Origin of the sequence: Bradyrhizobium diazoefficiens (assembly GCF_016616235.1) — a bacterium.
GTDB lineage: Bacteria > Pseudomonadota > Alphaproteobacteria > Rhizobiales > Xanthobacteraceae > Bradyrhizobium > Bradyrhizobium diazoefficiens_H.
In genome coordinates this window covers 825,075-846,078 of the sequence record NZ_CP067100.1, presented here as the reverse complement: position 1 = coordinate 846,078, position 21,004 = coordinate 825,075, and the positions used below count along the sequence as shown (strand labels likewise).

Sequence of the window (21,004 nt, the reverse complement as noted above, 5' to 3'; positions counted from 1 at the left end):
TCCATACAGGGGAACGAAGCGCCATGCGCGCCCGATTGCGCTCCCCGTGCCGCCCCTTTAGGAGCGGTCGGCTGTGCTTTTACGAAGGTTTCATGACAGTCGGATGACACAACCAAGCGATTGGAATCACTAGAAATTCAGCCCTGCGTCAGGGTCTTCGCCTGGGGGAAACAGGCGGTGAAAGTGGCGCCCTGTCTGGGCACGCTTTCGATCAAAAGCCGGCCGCGATGACGGTTAAGAATATGTTTCACCAGCGATAATCCCAGTCCCGTCCCGCCCTGCGAGCGGCTGTCGCCGACGTCAACCCGATAGAACCGCTCGGTCAGGCGCGGCAGGTGCTCGGGCGCGATGCCGGGACCGAAATCGCGCACCATGACCCGGATTTCCTGAGTGCCGTCACTGGCCGCCGGAACCGTCAGCGACACGATAACACGCCCGCCCGAGGCGCCGTATTTGAGCGCGTTCTCGATCAGGTTCTCGAACAGGCGCAGCAGCTCCTCGCGATCGCCGGCGATCATCACCGGCGCCTCCGGCAGATGGGTCTCGACCTCGACCTGGCGTTCCCGCGCCAGCGGCTCGAGCCCATCGGCGACCTGGAGGATGATTGGCAGCAGGTCGACCAGGGTGTCCGGCCGCACATGGGCCGACAGCTCGACGCGCGAGAGCGAGAGCAGATCGTCGATCAGGCGCGCCATGCGGGTGGCCTGGTTGTGCATGATCCCGAGAAAGCGCTCGCGCGCCTTGGGATCGTCCTTGGCTTGCCCTTGCAGCGTGTCGATGAAGCCCGACAGCGCGGCGAGCGGCGTGCGCAGCTCGTGGCTGGCATTGGCGACGAAGTCGGCGCGCATTTCCTCGACCCGGCGCAGTGGCGTCTGGTCATGGAAGGTCATCAGCATGCATTTGTCGGCGCCGCCGAAGCTGGTCGGAACCGGCACCGGGGTGATGATCAGCTCCATCCAGCGGTCGACCGGGACATGGTCGAGATAAGTCGCGCGGCGCGGCTCGGTGGTGGCGATCGACTCGCGCAGCGCGGTGATGATCTCCGGCGAGCGCAGCGCGAACTGGGCGAGCTCGTTCTTGCGCAGCGCCGGCGCAAGCTGGGCGGCAGCGGCATTGAGATGGATGACGCGGCCGGCGCGGTCGAGCAGCACCGCCGGATCCGGCATGCCGGCGACCACCGCGGCCACTGCTGCGCTTTCGACCGGATTGACGCGGCGGGTGTCGTCGCGCGAGGCGGCATGATCGTGCAGCCGCCAGGGGATCAGCGCCGCGGCAGCGATGCAGAGGAACACCGTCGCGGCGCGCATCACTGACAATTCGCCGAGCGAGACCACCACCGACAGCGCCACCGCCGCGGCGATCAGGATGACAGTGGAATGCCGCAGCCGGTCGGACCAGGGCTGGGTGGAGGGAGACGATGGGGCGTCGATCGCCATCGGGGCGGGCTTCTCCTAGGGGCTCAGGCGCCGCTGTCGCTGCGTTCTCTCACATAAGCGGCTTCACGCGCCGGGCCGGGGTCGAGCTTGAGCGCCGCCTGCTGCAAACGCTTCGATCGTGCACCGATTATAACTTCGCGAAACGTCAGCAAGATTACAGATATGACGAAGGGGGACAGATAGTAGAGCACGCGGAACAGCAGCATGCCGCCAAGGAGTTCCTCGCGGTCCATCTGCCAGAGCCCGACCAGCATGGCGGCGTCGAACACCCCGAGGCCGCCGGGCGAGTGGCTGGCAAAGCCGAGCAGCGTCGCCGAGACGAAAATCACCGCGACCACGACGAAGCCGAGGTTGGGCTCGTCCGGCACCAGCACGTACATCGCGAGCGCGCAGAAGCCGAGATCGACGATGCCGATCGCGATCTGGAGCAGTGTCAGCGGGCCGCCCGGCAGCATCACGGTCCAGGGTCCGCGGCCGACCACGCGCGGCTGGGTCCAGACCCACACCACATAGGCGACCAAGGCCACGATGATCATCATCGCCATCGCCCGGTTCAGCCAGGGCGGAAGCTGGTCGATCGCGGCGGCGGCCTCCGGATGGTAGGAGATGCCGAGGCCGAGCACGGCGGCATTGCCGAGCCAGAAGGTCAGGCCGGCGAGGAAGCAGATCTTCGCAACGTCGATCGCGTTCAGCCCATAGGCCGAGTAAATGCGGTAACGTACCGCACCGCCGGTAAAGACGCTGGCGCCGACATTGTGGCCGATCGAATAGCTGGTGAAGGCGGCGAGCGCGTTGACGCGATAGGGTACGTGGGCATGGCCGATCGCGCGCACGGCGAACAGGTCGTAGAAGGTCAGGGTGAAATAGCCCGCGGCGACGAACAGCGCCGCCATCGCAATCTGGCTCGGCTCGGTGCTCTTGATCGCCTCGAGCACCTCGTTGAAATCGATGCCGCGCAGCATATGGTAGAGCACATAGCAAGCGATGCCGATGACCGCGACGCTGACCACAACTCCAAGTTTGTGCAGGATTTGCTTCTGGCGCAGAAACGTCATCGCCCTGCGGATAGCTTCCAGCATCTAGACCTCGAACAACGCTTCAGCGGCCGGGGTGGCCGACGGACAGGCAGACGACGCACTGGCACTCAACGAACCCTTGCCAGGCCCTTTGCCGCCGGCTCCGGCCTCGCGCATGCCCCCTGCCCCTCCACTAGCGCGTTTTGCGGCCGAGTGGAATTCGCCAATTCGAATAAAAACTCGTGCCTTCAATGTTTTAGGCAGGCTATGGGCTCCGGGTGCACGGGTTTGGCGCTTTCGGCGGCAGGACCTGAGGCGAATCTCCATGGCAATCCTGCGCAGGTGCCATGAAGTTTTGATGATTTCAGCCGCACAATGTTCCGTCGCGGCTTAAGCCGACGTCAATCTATGGACCGCGCCTGCCTGTTGAAAGAGGGGCAGCCCGAAGCCGTTGTTCACGGTTTTCCAATGTGCCGAAGGGCTACGTAGCCAGACCCTGCCGCCAATGGTCAGGGTGCGCAGCAACATCACGGAGCCGCTGGCGGCGCGGTCCGCGATACTACCCGGTCGCGCAGCCAGGCCCCGATGGTGCAGCCGACGAGATAGCAGGCGAACATGATCAGGCCGAGGTCGAGCCAGTAGCCGAAGCGACCGGGGACCACATGCGTGAATGAGGCCGCGACCAGAGCGGCAGCGAGCGCGGCCAGCCAGCGGGCGGTGACCTTCGAGGTGCCGTTGCCGCGCTGGACCACCGAGATCCAGCCCATACAGAAGCCCAGCAGCAGCGAGCCGATCAACCAACCCACATGAAACGAGACCAGATAGGGCATGGTCACCTCACCAGAAATTCGATGCGGCGGTTTTGCGCCTTGCCTTCGTCGCTGTCGTTGCGGGCGAGAGGCTGCGTGGCGCCGTAGCCGACCGCGGTGAAGCGGGTGGCGGGCAGACCGGCCTTGACCAGATAATCGATCACTGCCTGCGCGCGCTTCTCCGAGAGCGCCTGGTTGAAGGAGTCCTCGCCGTCGGCATCGGTGTGCCCGGCGACCTCGATATTGGTGGTGGGACAGCGCAGCGCCGTCTCGATCAGATGATCGAGAACGCCGGCGGAATCCGGATCAATGTCGGCGCGCTTGGCCGCGAAGCGGATCTTGCCCTTGTTCAGCAGCTCGGTGAACAATTGCTGGCACACCGTGCCGTCGACCGGGCCCGCCGCGGGCTTCACCGTGATCTCGGGCTTGTACTGCCAGTTCTTCGGAAAGTCCTTGCCGAGCCCTGCGCGAATGTCGTTGGCGGCGCCTTCATAGAGCGCATCGCCCGACAGCTTCACCTCGCGATCGGACACCACGAGCGTGCCGGTCGACAGCCGCGACAGCGCGCCGAGCGCGGCGACCACGGCGGTGCTGAACGAGCCGGGCGCCCCGATGCTGGCCTTCAGATTATCGACCACCTTCTCGCCAAAGAATTTGCGCGACGCACTGGTCGCGATCGCCCCATGCACGTCGTTGTCAGGCACGTAGCCGGTCAGCGTCACGGTCGCGGCGACCGGGTCCTTGTAGGCCTGGAAGATGTAAGGCGGCGCCTTGATGGCGTTGCCGGCGATCGAAAAGCCTTCGGGCAGATTCTTCAGCGCCGCGGCGATGGCCTCGCGGCCGCCGAGCTCGCGCGCCATACCCGACAGATTGACCTTGGTATCGGCGATCGTGATCTTGCCGTCCTTCAGCTTGCCGATCTGGTCGAGCAGCAGCATCGCAGCCGCTTCGAAGCGCGGCGGCGCACCGCGCGCCAGCCCCATCTGATCGGCGACCTCGCCCCCGTTGACCTCCTTGCGGGCCGCCTCGGTCAGCCGCTGCTTCATCGACGGCAAGGGCGCGGAGCCCGACAGCGTCACCCGCACCACGTCACGTTCGGCATTCCAGACGAAGGGTTTTGCTTCGGGAACAAGGCGAGTCCGGTCGTCGACGAGGCGCACGCCGGGAACGGTCTCGACCGCCGTCACGGCGTCGCGGCGCCCTTCCTCGGAAAAGGCCTCCGCGGCCAGGCTGACGTCGCGGCCGTCGACCGTGATCCGCGTCTTATCGAGGACTGTGTCCTTGAGCGCCGCCGTGCTGCGGGCCGAGAGATCCGCCTCGACCGGCAAGGTGTTATTCCAGGCCGCAAATCCCCACATGACGGCCAGGGGGATCAGCCCCGGCCACCATTTGCTGGCCCACCTGAAAAGTTTGTGCATTCGACGACCCGAACTCTGGAACCGAAGACAAAACAAACCCTTGGCGGGCTGTCAAACCGGAAATGGTCCCTTTTCGGGCGCCTTTCGTGAAACATTTGGAATAACTTTTTCTTCAAGGGTCACACCCTAAGTTGTGGGCGGAATGCCCCGGGGGTTCGCCAGCCTGCAATGAAACAACTCCGCAACAACGTCATTCGCGCCGGGCTGGGGGCGCTCTATTTCAGTGGGGCGCACCATTTGCTGCGTCCGCTGTTGTCGGGCGTCGGCGCCATTTTCATGCTGCACCATGTGCGGCCGGCTCGTGAAGGCGCGTTCCAACCGAACCGGCATCTCGAAGTCACCCCCGAATTCCTGCGCGCCACGCTGTGCCATCTGCGCTCGCGCGACATCGACATCGTCAGCATGGACGAGCTACATGAGCGGCTGGTGCAGGGCCGCTTCGCCCGCCGCTTCGCCGCCTTCACCCTCGACGACGGCTATCGCGACAATGTGGACTATGCGCTGCCCGTGCTGCGCGAATTTGACGCGCCATTGGCAGTCTATGTCGCCAGCGATTTCGCCGAAGGATCCGGACGGCTGTGGTGGGCGGCGCTGGAAGCGGTCGTCGCCAAGGCGGAGCAGATCGAGGTGAGAATCGGCAATGCCGCGCTGCGCCTTGATGCGACGACGCCGGCCGCAAAGCAGGCGGCATTCGACCGCCTGCATGATTGGCTGCGCGCGCTGCCGGGCGAGCACGACCTCAAGCGCGAGATCGAGGCGCTCTGCACGACATACGGCGTCGACCTAGGCGCGCTGTGCCGCAGCCTGTGCCTGTCGTGGGACGAGGTGAAGACATTTGCCGCCGATCCGCTGGTGACGATCGGCGCCCACACCATCAGCCATTGCAATCTCGCCAAGCAGGCCGAAGATATCGCCGCGCAGGAGATGGCGATCGGCCGTGCCCGGATCGAAGCGGCGCTGGAGCGCCCCGTACAGCATTTCGCCTATCCCTATGGCGACCGCGAGGCCGCCGGGATGCGCGAATTCGTCCTTGCCGCATCCGCCGGCTTCAAGACCGCGGTGACGACGCGGCCCGGCATGCTGTTCGCCGAGAACGCCGGCCACCTGACCGCGCTGCCGCGGGTCTCGCTCAACGGCAATTACCAGGACACGCGGATTTTGCCGGTGCTGACCTCGGGCGCTGCGACCGCGATGTGGAACGGCTTTCGCCGAATCGCGGCGGCCTGATCCGTCCGCACATTCAGACCTTATCCTGAGGAGCGCTCCGAAGGAGCGCGTCTCGAAGGATGGCCGCCCGCATCCTTCGAGACGCGCTGACGCGCTCCTCAGGATGAGGCGGAGCGATAGCGGAGATTGACTCCCCACCCCTCCCCGCCCACAACGAGCGCCAACAAGGGAGGCACCATGTTCAACGACCTGTTCTCACTCAAAGGCCGCATTGCGCTCGTCACCGGCGGCTCGCGCGGCATCGGCAAGATGATTGCGGCGGGTTTTCTCAGCGCCGGCGCGGCGAAGGTCTACATCACCGCGCGCAAGGCCGGGCCGTGCGAGGAGACCGCGAAGGAGCTCTCCGCACGTTATGACGGCGAATGCATCGCGCTGCCGATCGACATCTCGACGCTGGCCGGCGCCGAGCTGCTCGCCGGCGAATTCAAAAAGCGCGAGCCGAGGCTCGACATCCTCGTCAACAACGCCGGTGCGGCCTGGGGCGCCGCGTTCGACGAATTTCCGGAGAGCGGCTGGGACAAGGTGATGAACCTCAACGTCAAGGCGCCGTTCTTCCTGACCAAGGCGCTTGCACCGGCCCTGCGCGCGGCAGCGAGCGCCGAGCGGCCGGCCAAGGTGATCAACATCGCCTCGATCGACGGCATCTTCGTCAACCCGATGGAGACCTATTCCTACGCCGCGAGCAAGGCCGGGCTGATCCACCTGACCCGGCGCATGGCGGTGAAGCTGATCTCCGACCACGTCGTCGTCACGGCGATCGCGCCGGGCCCGTTCCAGTCCGACATGAACCGCGCCGCCCGCGACCACGGGGACGAGGTCGCGACCCGCGTGCCTGCGGGGCGCATCGGCACCGACGAGGACATGGCGGGCGCAGCGATCTATCTCGCCTCGCGCGCGGGGGATTACGTGGTGGGCGCGACCATCGCGGTCGATGGCGGGATCGTCTATGCGAATCCGGGGATCAAGGGGAGCGGCTGGGATAGCTGAGAGCGCCGCCCATCCTTCAAGGCCCGCAAAACGACGCCTCGCTCAAGACGCTAGCCGGAACGTCACGCCGCCCAGCAGGAACTCGTTGCCGGCAACCGCGAGCCCCCTTTGCCGCGCCGCGTGCAGGGCACTTGCAGGATCGGCAACCCGAAACTCCAGCGCGCTCATGATCTCGCTGGCGCCGGTGGCGAAGCGGAAGGTCGCATTTGGAAGTTTCAGTTCGGCATCGCCAGTCGGGGCAACCCCGATGATCTTGCCCCAATGCGCCGCCAGCCCCTGTGGGTCCGGGCTCTGCATCTCGACGCTGGTCAGCGCCTGGGTCACATCCTTGCGGATGAATTTCTGCCAGTCGGGTCCCGCCGGCGGATACGGGCCTAAAATGTCGTCGCTGCCTTCGGTGTGGTTGAACTCGATGAAGGCCGCGCGGCAGTCGCGGGGGTGGAGCTGCACGCCGTGATAGGGCGCGTGGTCAATAACGTTCGCCGTGCGCACACCCATCGCATTGGCATGACGCCCGCGCTCGTCGGGATCGTTGCAGCAGAAGATCGCCATGTAACCGCCGCGGCCGCCGGTCTTCTCGATGAAGCGGCCGGCCGCGGTGCCGTCCTTGAACGGCGCGACCACCTCCAGCAGGATCGTGTCGACCGGGAGCAGCGCGTTCTCCAGGCCATATTTCGCGACATTACCGTCGCGGTAGCAGACGGCGAGGCCCATGATCCGGGCGATATCCGTGATCACCGGCTCGAGCTGCGGCGCGACCAGGCAGATCTGACGCAGCCGGACATAGGGCGCCATCGTCATGCGCCCTTGAACGTCGGCTTGCGCTTCTCGACGAAGGCCTTTGCAGCCTCCTTGTGATCCTCGGTATCGCTGCAGCGGGTGTGGTGGATCGCTTCGCCATCGAAACAGTCCTCCAGCGGCAGATGCTCGGCATTGTTGATGTTGCGCTTGATGAAGCCGAGCGCGATCGACGGCCCTTGCGCCAGCGACAACGCAAGTTCGTGCGCGGCGGCATCGATCTCGGCGTCGGGCACGACCTTGGTCACCATGCCGATCGCATGCGCTTCCTTCGCGGTCAGCACCGGCGACATCAGATAGAGCTCCCGCGCCCGCGCGCTGCCGAGCAGCTGGGTGAGAAAATAAGTGCCGCCGTAATCGCCGGAAAAACCGACCTTGGCGAAAGCGGTCGTAATCTTGCAGGATTCGCTGGCAATGCGCAGGTCGCACGACAGCGCCATCGACAGGCCGGCACCAGCTGCTGCACCATCGAGCTGCGCCACCACGGGCTTCGGCATCTGGTGCAGGATGCGCGAGACCTCCATGCCGCGGCGCAGGTTCGCCATCTTCACCTCGAATGGCAGCGGGGCGCGGCCTGCCGCCATCGATTTGACGTCGCCGCCGACGCAGAACGAGCCGCCTGCGCCCTTGAACAGCACCGCCCGCACCTCCGGATCGTCGGCCGCGCGCCGTGCCGCTTCGACAAGGCCGGCGACCATCTCGGGATTCAGCGCATTCTTCCGTTCGGGCCGGTTCATGGTGATGGTGAGCAGCCCGCCTTCGAGCTTTTGCAGGACCATGTCGTTCATGGGGTGGTCTCCCTTGTTGTTGTTTTGATCGGTCATTCTGGGGCGCGCGAAGCGCGAGCCCGGAGTCCATTTTTCGACAGTCACTGCGGCCCGATGCATCCCGGGCTCTCGCTTCGCGAGCCCGGGATGACGTCGCGACCTACGTCACGATGTCATTTCTTCACCAGCGGGCAGCGCGACTGCTCCAGCGACTGGAACGCCTCGCTGCCGGGCACGGTGGCGAGCAGCTTGTAGTCGTCCCAGCGGCCCTTGGACTCCGACGGCTTCTTCACCTCGAACAGGTACATGTCGTGGATCATGCGGCCGTCCTCGCGGATCCTGCCGCCGTGAGCGAAGAAGTCGTTGATCGGCGTCTCCTTCATCACCTTCATCACCGCGGCGGCGTCTGTCGTGCCGGCGGCCTTCACGGCCTTCAGGTAATGCGTGACGGAGGAATAGACGCCGGCCTGCGCGGAGGTCGGCGGCCGCTTCATGCGCTCCTGAAAGCGCTTCGAGAAGGCGCGGGTCTCGTCATTGAGGTCCCAGTAGAACGCTTCCGCGAGCAGCAGGCCCTGCGCCGTTTCCAGCCCGATCGAGTCGATGTCGGTGACGAAGGCGAGCAATGGCGACAGTTTCTGGCCGCCCTTCATGATCCCGAACTCCGCCGACTGCTTGATGGCGTTGACGGTATCACCGCCCGCATTGGCGAGCCCGATCACCTTGGCTTTCGAAGCCTGGGCCTGGAGCAGGAACGACGAAAAGTCCGACGTGTTGAGCGGATGGCGCACGCTGCCGAGCACCTTGCCGCCGGTCTTGGTGACGACGGCGCTGGTGTCCTTCTCCAGGTCCTGGCCGAAGGCGTAGTCCGCGGTGAGGAAGAACCAGGTGTCGAGGCCGGACTTCACCGCGGCAAGGCCGGTCACGTTGGCCTGGGCGAAGGTGTCGAACACGTAATGCACCGTGTAGGGTCCGCAGGCCTCGTTGGTGAGACGGATCGAGCCCGGGCCGTTGAACATGATGATCTTGTTGCGCGCCTTCGCGATCTCGCCGGCGGCAAGCGCGGTCGCGGACGCCGCGACGTCGTAGATCATCTCGACGCCCTGGTTGTCGATCATGTCGCGGGCAATGTTGGCGGACAGGTCGGCCTTGTTGAGATGGTCGGCCGCCAGCACCTGGATCTTGCGTCCGAGCACCTCGCCGCCAAAATCCTCGACGGCCATCTTGGCTGCGGTCTCACTGCCGGCGCCGGTGATGTCGGCGTAAAGGCTCGACATGTCGAGAATGCCGCCAATCTTCAGCGGCGGCTTGTCCTGGGCCTGTGCCGCGGCGCTCGCACTGAGGGCAAACGCTGCGGCAAAAATGCCCGACAAAATATGCTTCATGGAAAAAGACTCCCCTTATCGCGCCGTTGCTCTGATGGCGGCTTGGTTATCGTTGTTGCCGCGATCATGCCGCATGCGCGACAGCGCAGCAAGCACGGGTGCGGATGAACGATCATGCGCATGTTTTCCGTAAAACGGAACGAAGCCCCTTCGCGCTCCACCGCGCGTGAGTTAAGGTCGACGCGTAACGCAACCTCTCCGGGTCACGTGACGCAACGGCTTCGTCTCATCGTCGCATCCTTTCTCCTCGTGGGTCACGCCGCGCTGGCCGCGCCGTGCCAATTCGACACGCAGGGCGAAGGACGCGTCGCCACGATTGTCGATGCGCGCAGCGTGCGTCTCGACGACGGCCGCGAGGTGCGCCTCACCGGCATCGAGGCGACCGCAACGACGAAGCAGGCGCTGACTTCTCTGCTCGTCGGCCGCGACGTGATCCTGCGCGGCACTGACGACACGCCCGATCGCTATGGCCGGCAGGGCGCGCTCGTGTTCATCGGCGAGAGCGACATGTCCGTGCAGGCCCTGCTGCTCGCCCAAGGGGACGCCCTCGTCTCCGCCGAGATCACCGACAAGGACTGCGCGGCGGTCCTGATGTCGTCGGAGGCCGAGGCGCGGCGCCAAAAAAAGGGCAGTTGGGCTGACCTGTCGGCCATAAAAAACGCGGAAAGTCCGGACGATATTTTGGCCGGGATCGGGCGCTTTATGGTGGTCGAGGGCAAAGTCCTGTCGGTCCGGCAAGCTGGGGCAACGACCTACCTCAACTTCGGACGAAGCTGGACACGCGGCTTTGCCGTGACTATTTCAAAGCGCGTGCTGCCGGCGTTCGAAACCGCCGGAATCGCCCTCAAGTCCTTGGAAAATCGTCGTATTCGAGTTCGGGGCTGGGTCGAGGGGAATACGGGGCCGCGGATCGATGTGCGCCTCATCGGACAGGTCGAATTGCTGGGCGCAAACGAGCCGACAGGGGTAAGGCCTTAGATAAGGCTGGGCACAGGTTAAGCGACGTGAATGGGGTGCTAGAACGGCACGGACGAAGTAATGGCCGCCGCCTGCGGGCTGCGCCGGCCGCGCTTTGCCTTGCGCTGGGCGGGCTCCTCGCCGGTTGCGGCGACATGAACCGGTTCCAGACTGCGGCCGCTCCGCCGACCGTGGCGATGCCCAAGCCGAAGCCGGCCGTCGCGCAGACTCCTGCCACCGAGAAGGAGCATGAGCGGATCCTGGCGAGCTACGGCGGCACCTATGACGACCCCAGGCTCGAGGCGCTCGTCAGCAAGACCGTCGACCGGCTCGTCGCCGCGTCCGACCGTCCCGACCAGGGCTACAAGGTCACCATCCTCAATTCCGGCGCGGTGAACGCCTTCGCGCTGCCGAACGGCCAGCTCTATGTCACCCGCGGACTGCTTGCGCTCGCGAGCGATACCTCGGAATTGTCCTCGGTGCTGAGCCACGAGATGGCGCATGTGCTGTCCAAGCACGCGGCGATGCGCGAGGACCAGGCCCGCCAGGCTGCGATCGTCACCCGCGTCGTCACTGACATGAGCACCGATCCCGACCTCACCGCGCTCGCGCTCGCCAAGACCAAGCTCACCATGGCGAGCTTTTCGCGAAACCAGGAGTTCGAGGCTGACGCCATGGGCGTCGGCATCTCCGCCAAGGCCCATTTCGACCCTTATGGTGCTGCACGGTTTCTTTCGGCGATGGAGCGCAATGCCGAGCTGAAAGCCGGCAAGACCTCGCTCGATCCGCGCGCGCAGGATTTCACCTCATCGCATCCGGCAACGCCGGAGCGCGTCCAGAACGCGCAGGCCATCGCGCGGCAATATACTGCCCCTGAAGGCGCCGAGCGCGACCGCGAGAGCTATCTCGCCGCGATCGACAATCTCGTCTATGGCGAAGATCCCAGCGAAGGCTTTGTCCGCGGCCGCCGTTTTCTGCATCCCAAGCTCGGCTTCACCTTCCAGGCGCCGGACAATTTTACGCTCGACAATACCGCGCAGGCTGTGATCGGCGTGCGCGACGGCGGCTCGCAGGCGATGCGCTTCGATGTCGTGCGCGTGCCAGCCGAGCAGTCGCTCGGCGATTACCTCAATTCAGGCTGGATGGAGGGCGTCGAGAAGGCATCGACCGAGGACCTCACCATCAACGGTTTTCCGGCGGCGTCCGCCACCGCCAAGGGCGACCAATGGCAGTTCAAGGTCTATGCGCTGCGGTTCGGCAGCGATGTCTACCGCTTCATCTTCGCGGCACGGCAGAAATCGACCGAGAGCGAGCGCAACGCGCGCGAGACCGTCAATTCATTCCGCCGCCTGACGCTCGACGAGATCCAGGCCGCGCGCCCGCTGCGCATCAAAGTCATCACCGTGCAGCCCGGCGATACCGTGGAATCGCTCTCGCACCGCATGGCCGGCGTCGATCATCCCGCCGAGCGGTTTCGTGTGCTGAACGGACTCGATCGCTCCGCGCAGGTGAAGGTGCGCGACCGCGTGAAGATCGTCGCGGATTGACGCTGCCGTATCTCGACAAATTCCGCCGTCGTCCCGGACAAGCGTAAGCGCGGATCCGGGAGCCATAACCACAGAATTTGGTTTGGCGAAGACTCGTGGTTGCCAGCTCGCCCCTACAACCCCACCCTGGGGTTATGGGTCCCGGCGTTCGCCGGGACGACACCTGTTTTGGAGCTGCAGCTCGCGCCTAGCTAACCGCCCGCGTCCATGTCGCCGGCTTCGCGCTGGCCGCTGAGCCAGAGCGCAAGCAGGGTCCAGAACGCGCCTGACAGCAGATACGCACCCGAGGCGATGACGCCGAGATTGGTGGCGAGCAGCAGTGCGACGAGCGGCGCGAAGCCGGCACCGAACAGCCAGGCCATGTCCGAGGTCAGCGCCGAGGCCGTGTAGCGGTAGGCCTGCCTGAAGTTCGAGGCGATCGCGCCCGAGGACTGGCCGAACGACAGGCCGAGCAGGATGAAGCCGATCACCATGTAGATGGTCTCGCCGAACGCGCCGGCATCGAGCAGCTGCGGGGCGAAGCCGCTGTAGATCGCGATCGCGATTGCCGATCCCATCAAGAGCGACTTGCGGCCGACGCGGTCGGCGATGATGCCCGAGATCACGATCGCGGCGACGCCGAACACGGCAGCGACAATCTCGATGATCAGGAAGCGCACCGGGCTTTCGCGGGTGAACAGGAACACCCAGGACAGCGGAAACACCGTGACCATGTGGAACAGCGCGAAGCTCGCCAGCGGCGCGAACGCCCCGAGCATGATGTTCTGGCCCTCGCGCGCGACGGTCTCGGAGATGCGCGCGGGCTGCAATTCGCGGGTCTCGAACAGCGTGGCATATTCCTCCGTCGTCACCATGCGCAGCCGCGCGAACAGCGCCACGACGTTGATGGCGAAGGCGACGAAGAACGGATAGCGCCAGCCCCAATCGAAGAAATCGTCGGCCGAGAGGTTGCCGGCGAAATAGGCAAACAGCGCGCTCGCCACGATCAATCCGAGCGGAGCCCCGAGCTGCGGCACCATCGCGTACCAGCCGCGCTTGGACGGCGGCGCGTTCAGCGCCAGCAGCGAAGCCATGCCGTCCCAGGCGCCGCCCCAGGCCAGGCCCTGCGCGATACGCGCCAGCGCCAAGAGCCAGATCGCCGCACTGCCGATGTCGCGATAGCCGGGCAGGAACGCGAGCGCGACGGTGGCGGTGCCGAGCAGGAACAGCGCCGAGACCAGCTTGGCCGTCTTGCCGTACTCCCGGTCGACAATCATGAAGATGACGGTGCCGATCGGGCGGGCCATGAAGGCCAGCGCGAAGATCATGAAGGAATAAAGGGTGCCGGTCAGCTCGCTCGTGAACGGGAAGACCAGGCGCGGAAACACGATCACCGAGGCGATCGCGAAGACGAAGAAGTCGAAGAATTCCGAGGTGCGGCCGATGATGACGCCGATGGCGATCTCGCCGGGACTGGCCTGGTCGTGGCCATGCTCGCCCGAGTGGAGGTCTGCCATTGCGGGGGTCTGTGCCGTCGCCATGCGTGCGCCCTTAACGTCCTGAAAACCAAAGCCGGCCGCCCGGCGGATGCCAGGCAATCTGGGCCTGTTTGACCCAACATCCCGCACTGCAACATTGGACAAATTGTCCAATGTCCTGATTGTTGCGCCGCAGCTACCCCTTGGTCCCGCAAAGGAAACCCATTCTCAAAGGTTCGGCCCGTGTCCCGTCTCAAGATCCTGGCGCTGCTACCCCTGGCAGTTGCGCTCAGTGGCTGCAACTACATCGTGCTGGCGCCAGCCGGCGACATCGCTGCCCAGCAGCGCGACCTCGTCATCATCTCCACCGTCCTGATGCTCCTGATCGTCGTCCCCGTGATGGCGCTGACGGTGCTGTTCGCCTGGCGCTACCGCCAGTCCAACAATTCGGCCCGCTACGAGCCGGAATGGGATCACTCGACCAAGCTCGAGCTGGTGATCTGGTCGGCACCGCTGCTGATCATCATTTGCCTCGGCGCGCTGACCTGGATGGGCACGCATCTGCTCGATCCCTATCGCACGCTCGGCCGCATCCACGCCGATCGCGCGATCGACCAGTCGAAGGCCCCGCTCGAGGTCGACGTCGTCGCGCTCGACTGGAAGTGGCTCTTCATCTATCCGGACTATGGCATCGCCAGCGTCAACGACCTGGCGGCACCGGTCGATCGTCCGATCAATTTCCGCATCACCGCCTCCTCGGTGATGAACTCGTTCTACATCCCCGCGCTGGCCGGCCAGATCTACGCGATGCCCGGCATGGAGACCAAGCTCCACGCCGTCGTGAACCACGCCGGCACCTACAAGGGCTTCTCGGCGAACTACAGCGGCGCCGGCTTCTCCGGCATGCACTTCAACTTCCAGGGCCTCGACGACAAGGGCTTTGACGCCTGGGTCGCGCAGGCCAAATCGGCCGGCGGCTCGCTCGGCCGCACCGAATATCTCCAGCTCGAGAAGCCCAGCGAGAACGAGCCGGTGCGGCGCTACGGCACCGTCGATGCCGATCTCTACCGCCTGATCCTCAACATGTGCGTCGAGACCGGCAAGATGTGCGCGAGCGAGATGATGGCGATCGACGCCAAGGGCGGCAACGGCCATGAGGGCCTGAACAACACCCTGCCGCTCACCTATGACAAATACGCCCGCCGCGGCAGTCCGTTCGGGCCGGAGCCGACCTTCGTCGCCGGCACCTGCACACCGGATGCGCCGCAAGGCGCCGCGACCACGGCCGCGATCAAGGCCCCCGTCGACACGGCGCCGCTCATTGGCGCCGGTCTGAAGCGACCGACCTTCGCGCCGCTGAAGTCCTCGTCCTTCTTCCTCGGACAACGTCCCAGGTCCGACTCCTGAAGTCAGACTCGTAAAAGAGATCCCGCATGTCTCCTGATCTTCTCAAGCTCATCTTCGGCCGGCTCGGCCTCGATTCGCTGCCGCTGCACGAGCCGATCCTCGTCGGCACCTTCGCGGTGGTCGCGCTCGGCGGTATCACGCTGTTCGGCGGCGTGACCTATTTCCGCCTCTGGGGCTATCTCTGGCGCGAGTGGTTCACCACGGTCGACCACAAGCGCATCGGCATCATGTACATGATCCTCGGCATCGTGATGCTGCTGCGCGGCTTCGCCGACGCCCTCATGATGCGCGCTCAGCAGGCGCTCGCGTTCGGCGGCTCCGAAGGCTTCCTTCCCGCCCATCACTACGACCAGGTCTTCACCGCTCACGGCGTGATCATGATCTTTTTCGTGGCGATGCCGCTGGTCACCGGCCTGATGAACTACGTCGTGCCGCTCCAGATCGGCGCGCGCGACGTGTCGTTCCCGTTCCTGAACAATTTCAGCTTCTGGATGACGGTCGGCGGCGCGGTGCTGGTGATGGCCTCGCTGTTCATCGGCGAGTTCGCCCGCACCGGCTGGCTGGCTTATCCGCCGCTGTCGAACATCGGCTACAGCCCGGACGTCGGCGTCGACTATTACATCTGGGCGCTGCAGGTCGCCGGCGTCGGCACGACCTTATCCGGCATCAACCTGATCTGCACTATCGTCAAGCTGCGCTGCTCCGGCATGACCATGATGAAGATGCCGGTGTTCACCTGGACCTCGCTGTGCACCAACGTCCTGATCGTCGCCTCCTTCCCGGTCCTGACCGTCGTGCTCGCGCTGCTCTCGCTGGACCGCTATGTCGGCACCAACTTCTTCACGAACGATTTCGGCGGCAGCCCGATGATGTACGTGAACCTGATCTGGATCTGGGGTCACCCCGAGGTCTACATCCTGGTCCTTCCCGCCTTCGGCATCTTCTCGGAAGTGACCTCGACCTTCTCCGGCAAGCGGCTGTTCGGCTACACCTCGATGGTCTACGCCACGGTCGTCATCACCATCCTGTCGTACCTGGTCTGGCTGCACCACTTCTTCACGATGGGCTCGGGTGCCAGCGTCAACTCGTTCTTCGGCATCACCACGATGATCATCTCGATCCCGACGGGTGCGAAGATGTTCAACTGGCTGTTCACGATGTATCGCGGCCGCATCCGCTACGATCTGCCGATGCTGTGGACCATCGCCTTCATGCTGACCTTCGTGATCGGCGGCATGACCGGCGTGCTGCTCGCGGTGCCGCCGGCCGACTTCGTGCTGCACAACAGCCTGTTCCTGATCGCGCACTTCCACAACGTGATCATCGGCGGTGTGGTGTTCGGCGCGTTCGCCGGCATCAATTACTGGTTTCCGAAGGCGTTCGGCTTCAAGCTCGATCCGTTCTGGGGCAAGATGTCATTCTGGTTCTGGGTCACCGGCTTCTACCTGGCTTTCATGCCGCTCTATGTGCTCGGTCTGATGGGCGTGACCCGGCGCCTGCGCGTGTTCGACGATCCGTCCCTGCAGATCTGGTTCGTCGTCGCCGCGATCGGCGCCGTCTTCGTCTTCATCGGCATCCTCTCGATGCTGATGCAGTTCGCGGTCAGCTTCCTCAAGCGCGAGCAGCTCAAGGACGTCACCGGCGATCCCTGGGATGCGCGCACGCTGGAATGGGCGACCTCCTCGCCGCCGCCGGACTACAACTTCGCCTTCACTCCCGTGGTTCACGACAATGACGCGTGGTGGGACATGAAGAAGCGCGGCTACCAGCGTCCGCTCACCGGGTTCAAGCCGATCCACATGCCCAGCAGCACCGGCACCGGCGTCATCCTCGCCGGCCTCGCCACCGCGATGGGTTTCGGCCTGATCTGGTACATCTGGTGGTTGGCTGCGTTGAGCTTCATCGCGATGCTTGCCGTCGGGATCGGTCACACCTTCAACTATCACCGCGACTTCGACATTCCGGCTGAGGACGTCATCCGGACCGAGGACGCGCGCACCAAACTGCTCGCCGGAGCCAAGTAAATGACTGTCGCTGTCAATCCCACCCAAACCGGCGAGCCGGTCTTCTATCTTGCCGACGAGCACCCGCATCCGGAAGGCTACAGCACATCGCTCGGCTTCTGGATCTACCTGATGAGCGACTGTCTCATCTTCGCGATGCTGTTCGCCGCCTTCGGCGTGCTCGGCGGCAACTACGCCGCCGGCCCGGCGCCGAAGGACCTGTTCGACCTCGACCTGGTCGCGGTGAACACCTCGATGCTGCTGCTCTCCTCGATCACCTATGGCTTCGCCATGCTGACGATGCAGCAGAACAAGATCGCCCTGACCCAGATGTGGCTGGCGATCACCGGTCTGTTCGGCGCAGCTTTCATCGGCATCGAGCTCACCGAGTTCGCCCACATGATCCATGAAGGGGCGACCCCGCAGCGCAGCGCCTTCCTGTCCGCCTTCTTCACCCTGGTCGGCACCCACGGCCTGCACGTCTCCTGCGGCCTGATCTGGCTGGTCACCTTGATGGTGCAGGTCTGGAAGTTCGGCCTGATCGAAGCCAATCGCCGCCGCCTGATGTGCCTGTCGATGTTCTGGCATTTCCTCGACGTGGTCTGGATCGGCGTCTTCACCTTCGTCTATCTCCTGGGAGTTCTGCGATGAACACCGATACCCACGCTGCGCACGCGGCCGATCATCACCACGGCGACAGCCACGCCCATGGTACCTTCTCGAGCTACATGCTCGGCTTCGTGCTCTCGGTGGTGCTGACCGCGATCCCGTTCTGGCTGGTGATGAGCGGCGCGCTGCCGAGCAAGCAGATCACCGCGCTGGTCATCATGGCTTTCGCGGTCGTGCAGATCGTCGTGCACATGATCTACTTCCTGCACATGAGCCCGAAATCCGAGAACGGCTGGAGCATGATGGCGCTGATCTTCACCATCGTCATGGTGGTGATCGCGCTGTCCGGTTCGCTGTGGGTGATGAACCACCTCAACAGCAACATGATGCCGATGCACGAAATGACGGGGATGAGGTGAGCGAGCCTCTGACGTGAGCAAAACCGGGACCGAGACAGAAGAGGAAAACGGGGCGCGCGGCAAGGCTGCGCGTCCTTCCCTGTGGCTCACCGTCCTCTCGCTTGCCGCCTTTGCTCTTCTGATCGCGCTCGGAATCTGGCAGGTCGAGCGCCGGGCCTGGAAGCTGGCGCTGATCGACCGTGTCGAGCAGCGCGTCCATGCCCCGGCCCAGCCGATCCCCTCACCGGCTTCATGGCCCGAGGTCTCGACCACGAACGACGAATACAGGCATGTGAGCGTCGCCGGCCGCTTCCTCCATGACCGCGAAACTTTGGTTCAGGCGGTCACTGAGGAAGGCCCCGGCTATTGGGTGCTGACGCCACTTGCGCGCAGCGGCGGCACGCAGATCCTGATCAACCGCGGCTTCGTGCCGAGCGACCGGCGCGAGGCATCGACGCGGCAGGAGGGCAATCCGCAAGGCGAGGTCGAGATCACCGGCCTGCTCCGCATGACGGAGCCGAAAGGCGGCTTCCTCCGGAACAACGTTCCCCAACACAACCGCTGGTATTCGCGGGATGTCGCCGCGATTGCGGCGGCGCGCGGCCTGCACGATGTCGCCCCATTCTTCGTCGATGCCGACGCCGGGTCACAATCCGCCGGCGGGCCAATCGGCGGATTGACCGTGATCCGCTTTCCCAATAACCACCTGATCTACGCGCTGACGTGGTTTGCTCTGGCTTTCATGCTGGCCGGTAGGCTTTTCGTCACATTCGGCGGCGGGCTGTTCCGCCGCAAGCGCTTCGTCCACGAACCGGCCAGCGGCCACGATGCCGCCGTGCGCAGGACGGGATCAGATGCTGGAACGATCGTCGAACAGGCCTGACGGAAGGACGCAAGCACTTGGCGAGCTCGTGGTCACGCTGCAATCGCAGGCGGACGCGCGCCGCGAGCTGATCGGCGCTGCGCCGACCGACGACGAGACCAACCGCAAGAACATGGCGCTGCTGATCCAGCTGCGCTGGACCGCAGTGGTCGGCCAGATCGTCACCATCGGCGGCGTGCATTTCTGGCTCGGCATTCCCCTGCCCTTGCCCCGGATGGGCGCGGTGATCGGGGCGCTGGTGCTGCTCAATGTCTCGAGCCTGGTGTGGGTGCGCCACCGCGCCGCCGTCACCAACAACGAGCTGCTGGTCTCGCTGATGCTGGACGTTGCAGCCCTGACCGCGCAGCTCTATCTGAGCGGCGGCGCCACCAATCCCTTTACCTCGCTGTTCCTGCTTCAGGTGACGCTCGGCGCCGTGCTGCTCGATGCGCGCTCGACCTGGTCTCTGGTGGCACTGACCAGCGCGAGCTTCGTGTGCTTGACGCTGTCTTACAGGCCGCTGGATCTGCCGCCGAACTTGCTGAGCGAGACTTACACTCTCACCGTGACTGGCATGCTGCTGGGCTTCATGCTCAACGCCGTGCTGCTGGTCGTGTTCGTGACTCGCATCAATCGAAACCTGCGCTCGCGCGATGCGCATCTGGCGGCGCTGCGCCAGCATGCGGCCGAGCAGGACCACATCGTCCGCATGGGCCTGCTCGCCTCCGGGGCAGCGCATGAGCTCGGCACGCCGCTGGCCTCGCTGTCGGTGATCCTCAGCGACTGGCGCCGCATGCCGGACCTCGCCGCCAACCAGGAGCTCGCCGAGGATCTCGCGGAGATGGAAACCTCGCTGCAACGCTGCAAGTCCATCGTGACCGGCATTCTGGTGTCGGCAGGCGAGGCGCGCGGCGAAGGCTCCTCGCCGACGACGGTCACGGCCTTCGTCACCGCACTGGTGGAGGAGTGGCGCAACGCGCGCTCGGCGCGCACGCTCTATTTCGTCAATACGTTCGGGGAGGATGTCGCGATCGTCTCCGACGTCGCGCTGAAGCAGGTGATCTTCAACGTGCTCGACAACGCCTATGAGGTCTCGCGCGACTGGGTCGAGCTCGTCGCCGAGCGCGACGGCGACAATCTCGTGCTGGCGATCAGCGACCGCGGCCCGGGCTTTGCGCCGGAGATGCTGACCCAGCTCGGCAAGCCCTATCAGTCGAGCAAGGGCCGCGCCGGCGGCGGGCTCGGCCTGTTCCTGGTGGTAAATGTCGTGCGCAAGCTCGGTGGCACCGTGACTGCCGAGAACCACAGGAAGCGCGGTGCCACGGTGCGCCTGACGCTGCCGCTCGCCACGCTCGCGATCGGAGGCAAGTTTGACGTCTGACCGTTCGCTGATCGTCGTCGAGGACGATGCGGGCTTCGCGCGCACGCTGAAGCGCTCGTTCGAGCGCCGCGGCTACGAGGTCGTGCTGGCGGCCTCCATCGAGGAGGTGCGCCAGGTGCTGGAGGAGCGCTCGTTCGGCCATGCCGTGGTCGACCTCAAGCTCGGCGGCGCCTCCGGGCTCGCCTGCGTCGAGCTGCTGCACACCCACGACCCTGACATGCTGATCGTGGTGCTCACAGGCTTTGCCAGCATCTCCACCGCCGTCGAAGCGATCAAGCTCGGCGCCTGCCACTATCTCGCCAAGCCCTCGAACACCGACGACATCGAGGCCGCCTTCAACAAGGCCGAAGGCAACGCCGAAGTCGCGCTCGATACCAGGCCGACCTCGATCAAGACGCTGGAATGGGAACGCATCCACCAGACCCTGATCGAAACGGATTTCAATATCTCGGAAGCGGCGAGACGGCTGGGGATGCACCGCCGCACGCTGGCGAGGAAGCTTGAGAAGCGACCTGTGAAGTAGGAGGACCGCGTCGAGGTCCT

The 21,004-nt window shown here is 64.9% G+C and carries 19 protein-coding genes; 11 read left to right on the top strand and 8 right to left on the bottom strand.

The window, feature by feature from the left end; genetic code table 11:
• Positions 1-137: 137 nt before the first annotated feature.
• The 4 genes from JJB99_RS03935 to JJB99_RS03920 form a co-directional block, all read right to left on the bottom strand.
• The gene (locus tag JJB99_RS03935) at positions 138-1,436 is read right to left on the bottom strand and encodes an ATP-binding protein (protein WP_200497493.1); all 1,299 of its coding nucleotides are present in this window, start codon (positions 1,434-1,436) and stop codon (positions 138-140) included.
• Positions 1,437-1,459: 23 nt separating this feature from the next.
• Positions 1,460-2,515 (bottom strand): lysylphosphatidylglycerol synthase domain-containing protein, encoded by a 1,056-nt coding sequence (locus tag JJB99_RS03930; protein ID WP_200497492.1) that lies wholly within the window; start codon positions 2,513-2,515, stop codon positions 1,460-1,462.
• A gap of 464 nt (positions 2,516-2,979) precedes the next feature.
• Positions 2,980-3,282: a hypothetical protein gene (locus JJB99_RS03925; protein WP_200497491.1), complete on the bottom strand. Its 303-nt coding sequence runs from the start codon at positions 3,280-3,282 to the stop codon at positions 2,980-2,982.
• Positions 3,283-3,284: 2 nt separating this feature from the next.
• A complete protein-coding gene (locus tag JJB99_RS03920; protein WP_200497490.1) occupies positions 3,285-4,679 on the bottom strand; it encodes an OmpA family protein in 1,395 nt (464 codons plus the stop codon).
• A 168-nt stretch (positions 4,680-4,847) separates the two neighbouring features.
• Here JJB99_RS03920 and JJB99_RS03915 point away from each other — a divergent pair, with 168 nt between their 5' ends.
• Together JJB99_RS03915 and JJB99_RS03910 are read left to right on the top strand one after the other, a co-directional pair.
• The gene (locus tag JJB99_RS03915; protein WP_200497489.1) at positions 4,848-5,906 is read left to right on the top strand and encodes a polysaccharide deacetylase family protein; all 1,059 of its coding nucleotides are present in this window, start codon (positions 4,848-4,850) and stop codon (positions 5,904-5,906) included.
• A gap of 177 nt (positions 5,907-6,083) precedes the next feature.
• Positions 6,084-6,893 (top strand): SDR family oxidoreductase, encoded by an 810-nt coding sequence (locus tag JJB99_RS03910; protein ID WP_200497488.1) that lies wholly within the window; start codon positions 6,084-6,086, stop codon positions 6,891-6,893.
• A 42-nt stretch (positions 6,894-6,935) separates the two neighbouring features.
• Here the strand turns inward: JJB99_RS03910 and JJB99_RS03905 are convergent, their stop codons facing one another.
• The 3 genes from JJB99_RS03905 to JJB99_RS03895 all read right to left on the bottom strand — a co-directional run bounded on the left by JJB99_RS03905 (position 6,936) and on the right by JJB99_RS03895 (position 9,840).
• Positions 6,936-7,688, bottom strand: coding sequence for a hypothetical protein (locus tag JJB99_RS03905; RefSeq protein WP_200500038.1), 753 nt, complete (start codon positions 7,686-7,688; stop codon positions 6,936-6,938).
• 2 nt (positions 7,689-7,690) lie between these two features.
• Complete coding sequence (locus tag JJB99_RS03900; protein WP_200497487.1) at positions 7,691-8,479, bottom strand: enoyl-CoA hydratase; 789 nt, start codon at positions 8,477-8,479, stop codon at positions 7,691-7,693.
• A 152-nt stretch (positions 8,480-8,631) separates the two neighbouring features.
• Positions 8,632-9,840 carry an ABC transporter substrate-binding protein gene (locus JJB99_RS03895; protein WP_200497486.1) on the bottom strand — a complete coding sequence of 403 codons (1,209 nt, stop codon included), beginning with the start codon at positions 9,838-9,840 and terminating at the stop codon, positions 8,632-8,634.
• A gap of 120 nt (positions 9,841-9,960) precedes the next feature.
• Between JJB99_RS03895 and JJB99_RS03890 the strand changes: the two genes are divergently transcribed.
• Both JJB99_RS03890 and JJB99_RS03885 read left to right on the top strand, forming a co-directional pair.
• The gene (locus JJB99_RS03890; protein ID WP_200500037.1) at positions 9,961-10,818 is read left to right on the top strand and encodes a thermonuclease family protein; all 858 of its coding nucleotides are present in this window, start codon (positions 9,961-9,963) and stop codon (positions 10,816-10,818) included.
• Positions 10,819-10,952: 134 nt separating this feature from the next.
• Positions 10,953-12,344, top strand: a complete 1,392-nt coding sequence (locus tag JJB99_RS03885; protein WP_246775139.1) for a M48 family metalloprotease — start codon at positions 10,953-10,955, stop codon at positions 12,342-12,344.
• A gap of 191 nt (positions 12,345-12,535) precedes the next feature.
• Here JJB99_RS03885 and JJB99_RS03880 read toward each other — a convergent pair whose 3' ends face one another.
• The gene (locus JJB99_RS03880) at positions 12,536-13,864 is read right to left on the bottom strand and encodes an MFS transporter (protein WP_200497485.1); all 1,329 of its coding nucleotides are present in this window, start codon (positions 13,862-13,864) and stop codon (positions 12,536-12,538) included.
• A 180-nt stretch (positions 13,865-14,044) separates the two neighbouring features.
• On the opposite strand from JJB99_RS03880, the gene cyoA reads away from it, so the two are divergent.
• The 7 genes from cyoA to JJB99_RS03845 are packed head-to-tail and all read left to right on the top strand — an operon-like array spanning position 14,045 to position 20,984.
• Positions 14,045-15,208 carry a ubiquinol oxidase subunit II gene (gene cyoA, locus JJB99_RS03875; RefSeq protein ID WP_200497484.1) on the top strand — a complete coding sequence of 388 codons (1,164 nt, stop codon included), beginning with the start codon at positions 14,045-14,047 and terminating at the stop codon, positions 15,206-15,208.
• Between the two features lie 26 nt (positions 15,209-15,234).
• Positions 15,235-17,232 carry a cytochrome o ubiquinol oxidase subunit I gene (gene cyoB, locus JJB99_RS03870; protein ID WP_200497483.1) on the top strand — a complete coding sequence of 666 codons (1,998 nt, stop codon included), beginning with the start codon at positions 15,235-15,237 and terminating at the stop codon, positions 17,230-17,232.
• Complete coding sequence (gene cyoC, locus JJB99_RS03865) at positions 17,233-17,862, top strand: cytochrome o ubiquinol oxidase subunit III (RefSeq protein WP_200497482.1); 630 nt, start codon at positions 17,233-17,235, stop codon at positions 17,860-17,862.
• Positions 17,859-18,239, top strand: a complete 381-nt coding sequence (gene cyoD, locus JJB99_RS03860; protein WP_200497481.1) for a cytochrome o ubiquinol oxidase subunit IV — start codon at positions 17,859-17,861, stop codon at positions 18,237-18,239. Before cyoC ends, cyoD begins: the two co-directional genes overlap by 4 nt.
• A gap of 13 nt (positions 18,240-18,252) precedes the next feature.
• Positions 18,253-19,101, top strand: coding sequence for an SURF1 family protein (locus JJB99_RS03855; protein WP_200497480.1), 849 nt, complete (start codon positions 18,253-18,255; stop codon positions 19,099-19,101).
• A complete protein-coding gene (locus JJB99_RS03850) occupies positions 19,073-20,461 on the top strand; it encodes an ATP-binding protein (RefSeq protein WP_200497479.1) in 1,389 nt (462 codons plus the stop codon). The genes JJB99_RS03855 and JJB99_RS03850 overlap by 29 nt, the downstream gene beginning before the upstream one ends.
• On the top strand, positions 20,451-20,984 hold the full coding sequence (locus JJB99_RS03845; protein WP_200497478.1) for a response regulator transcription factor: 534 nt from the start codon (positions 20,451-20,453) through the stop codon (positions 20,982-20,984). Before JJB99_RS03850 ends, JJB99_RS03845 begins: the two co-directional genes overlap by 11 nt.
• The last annotated feature ends 20 nt before the right edge of the window (positions 20,985-21,004 follow it).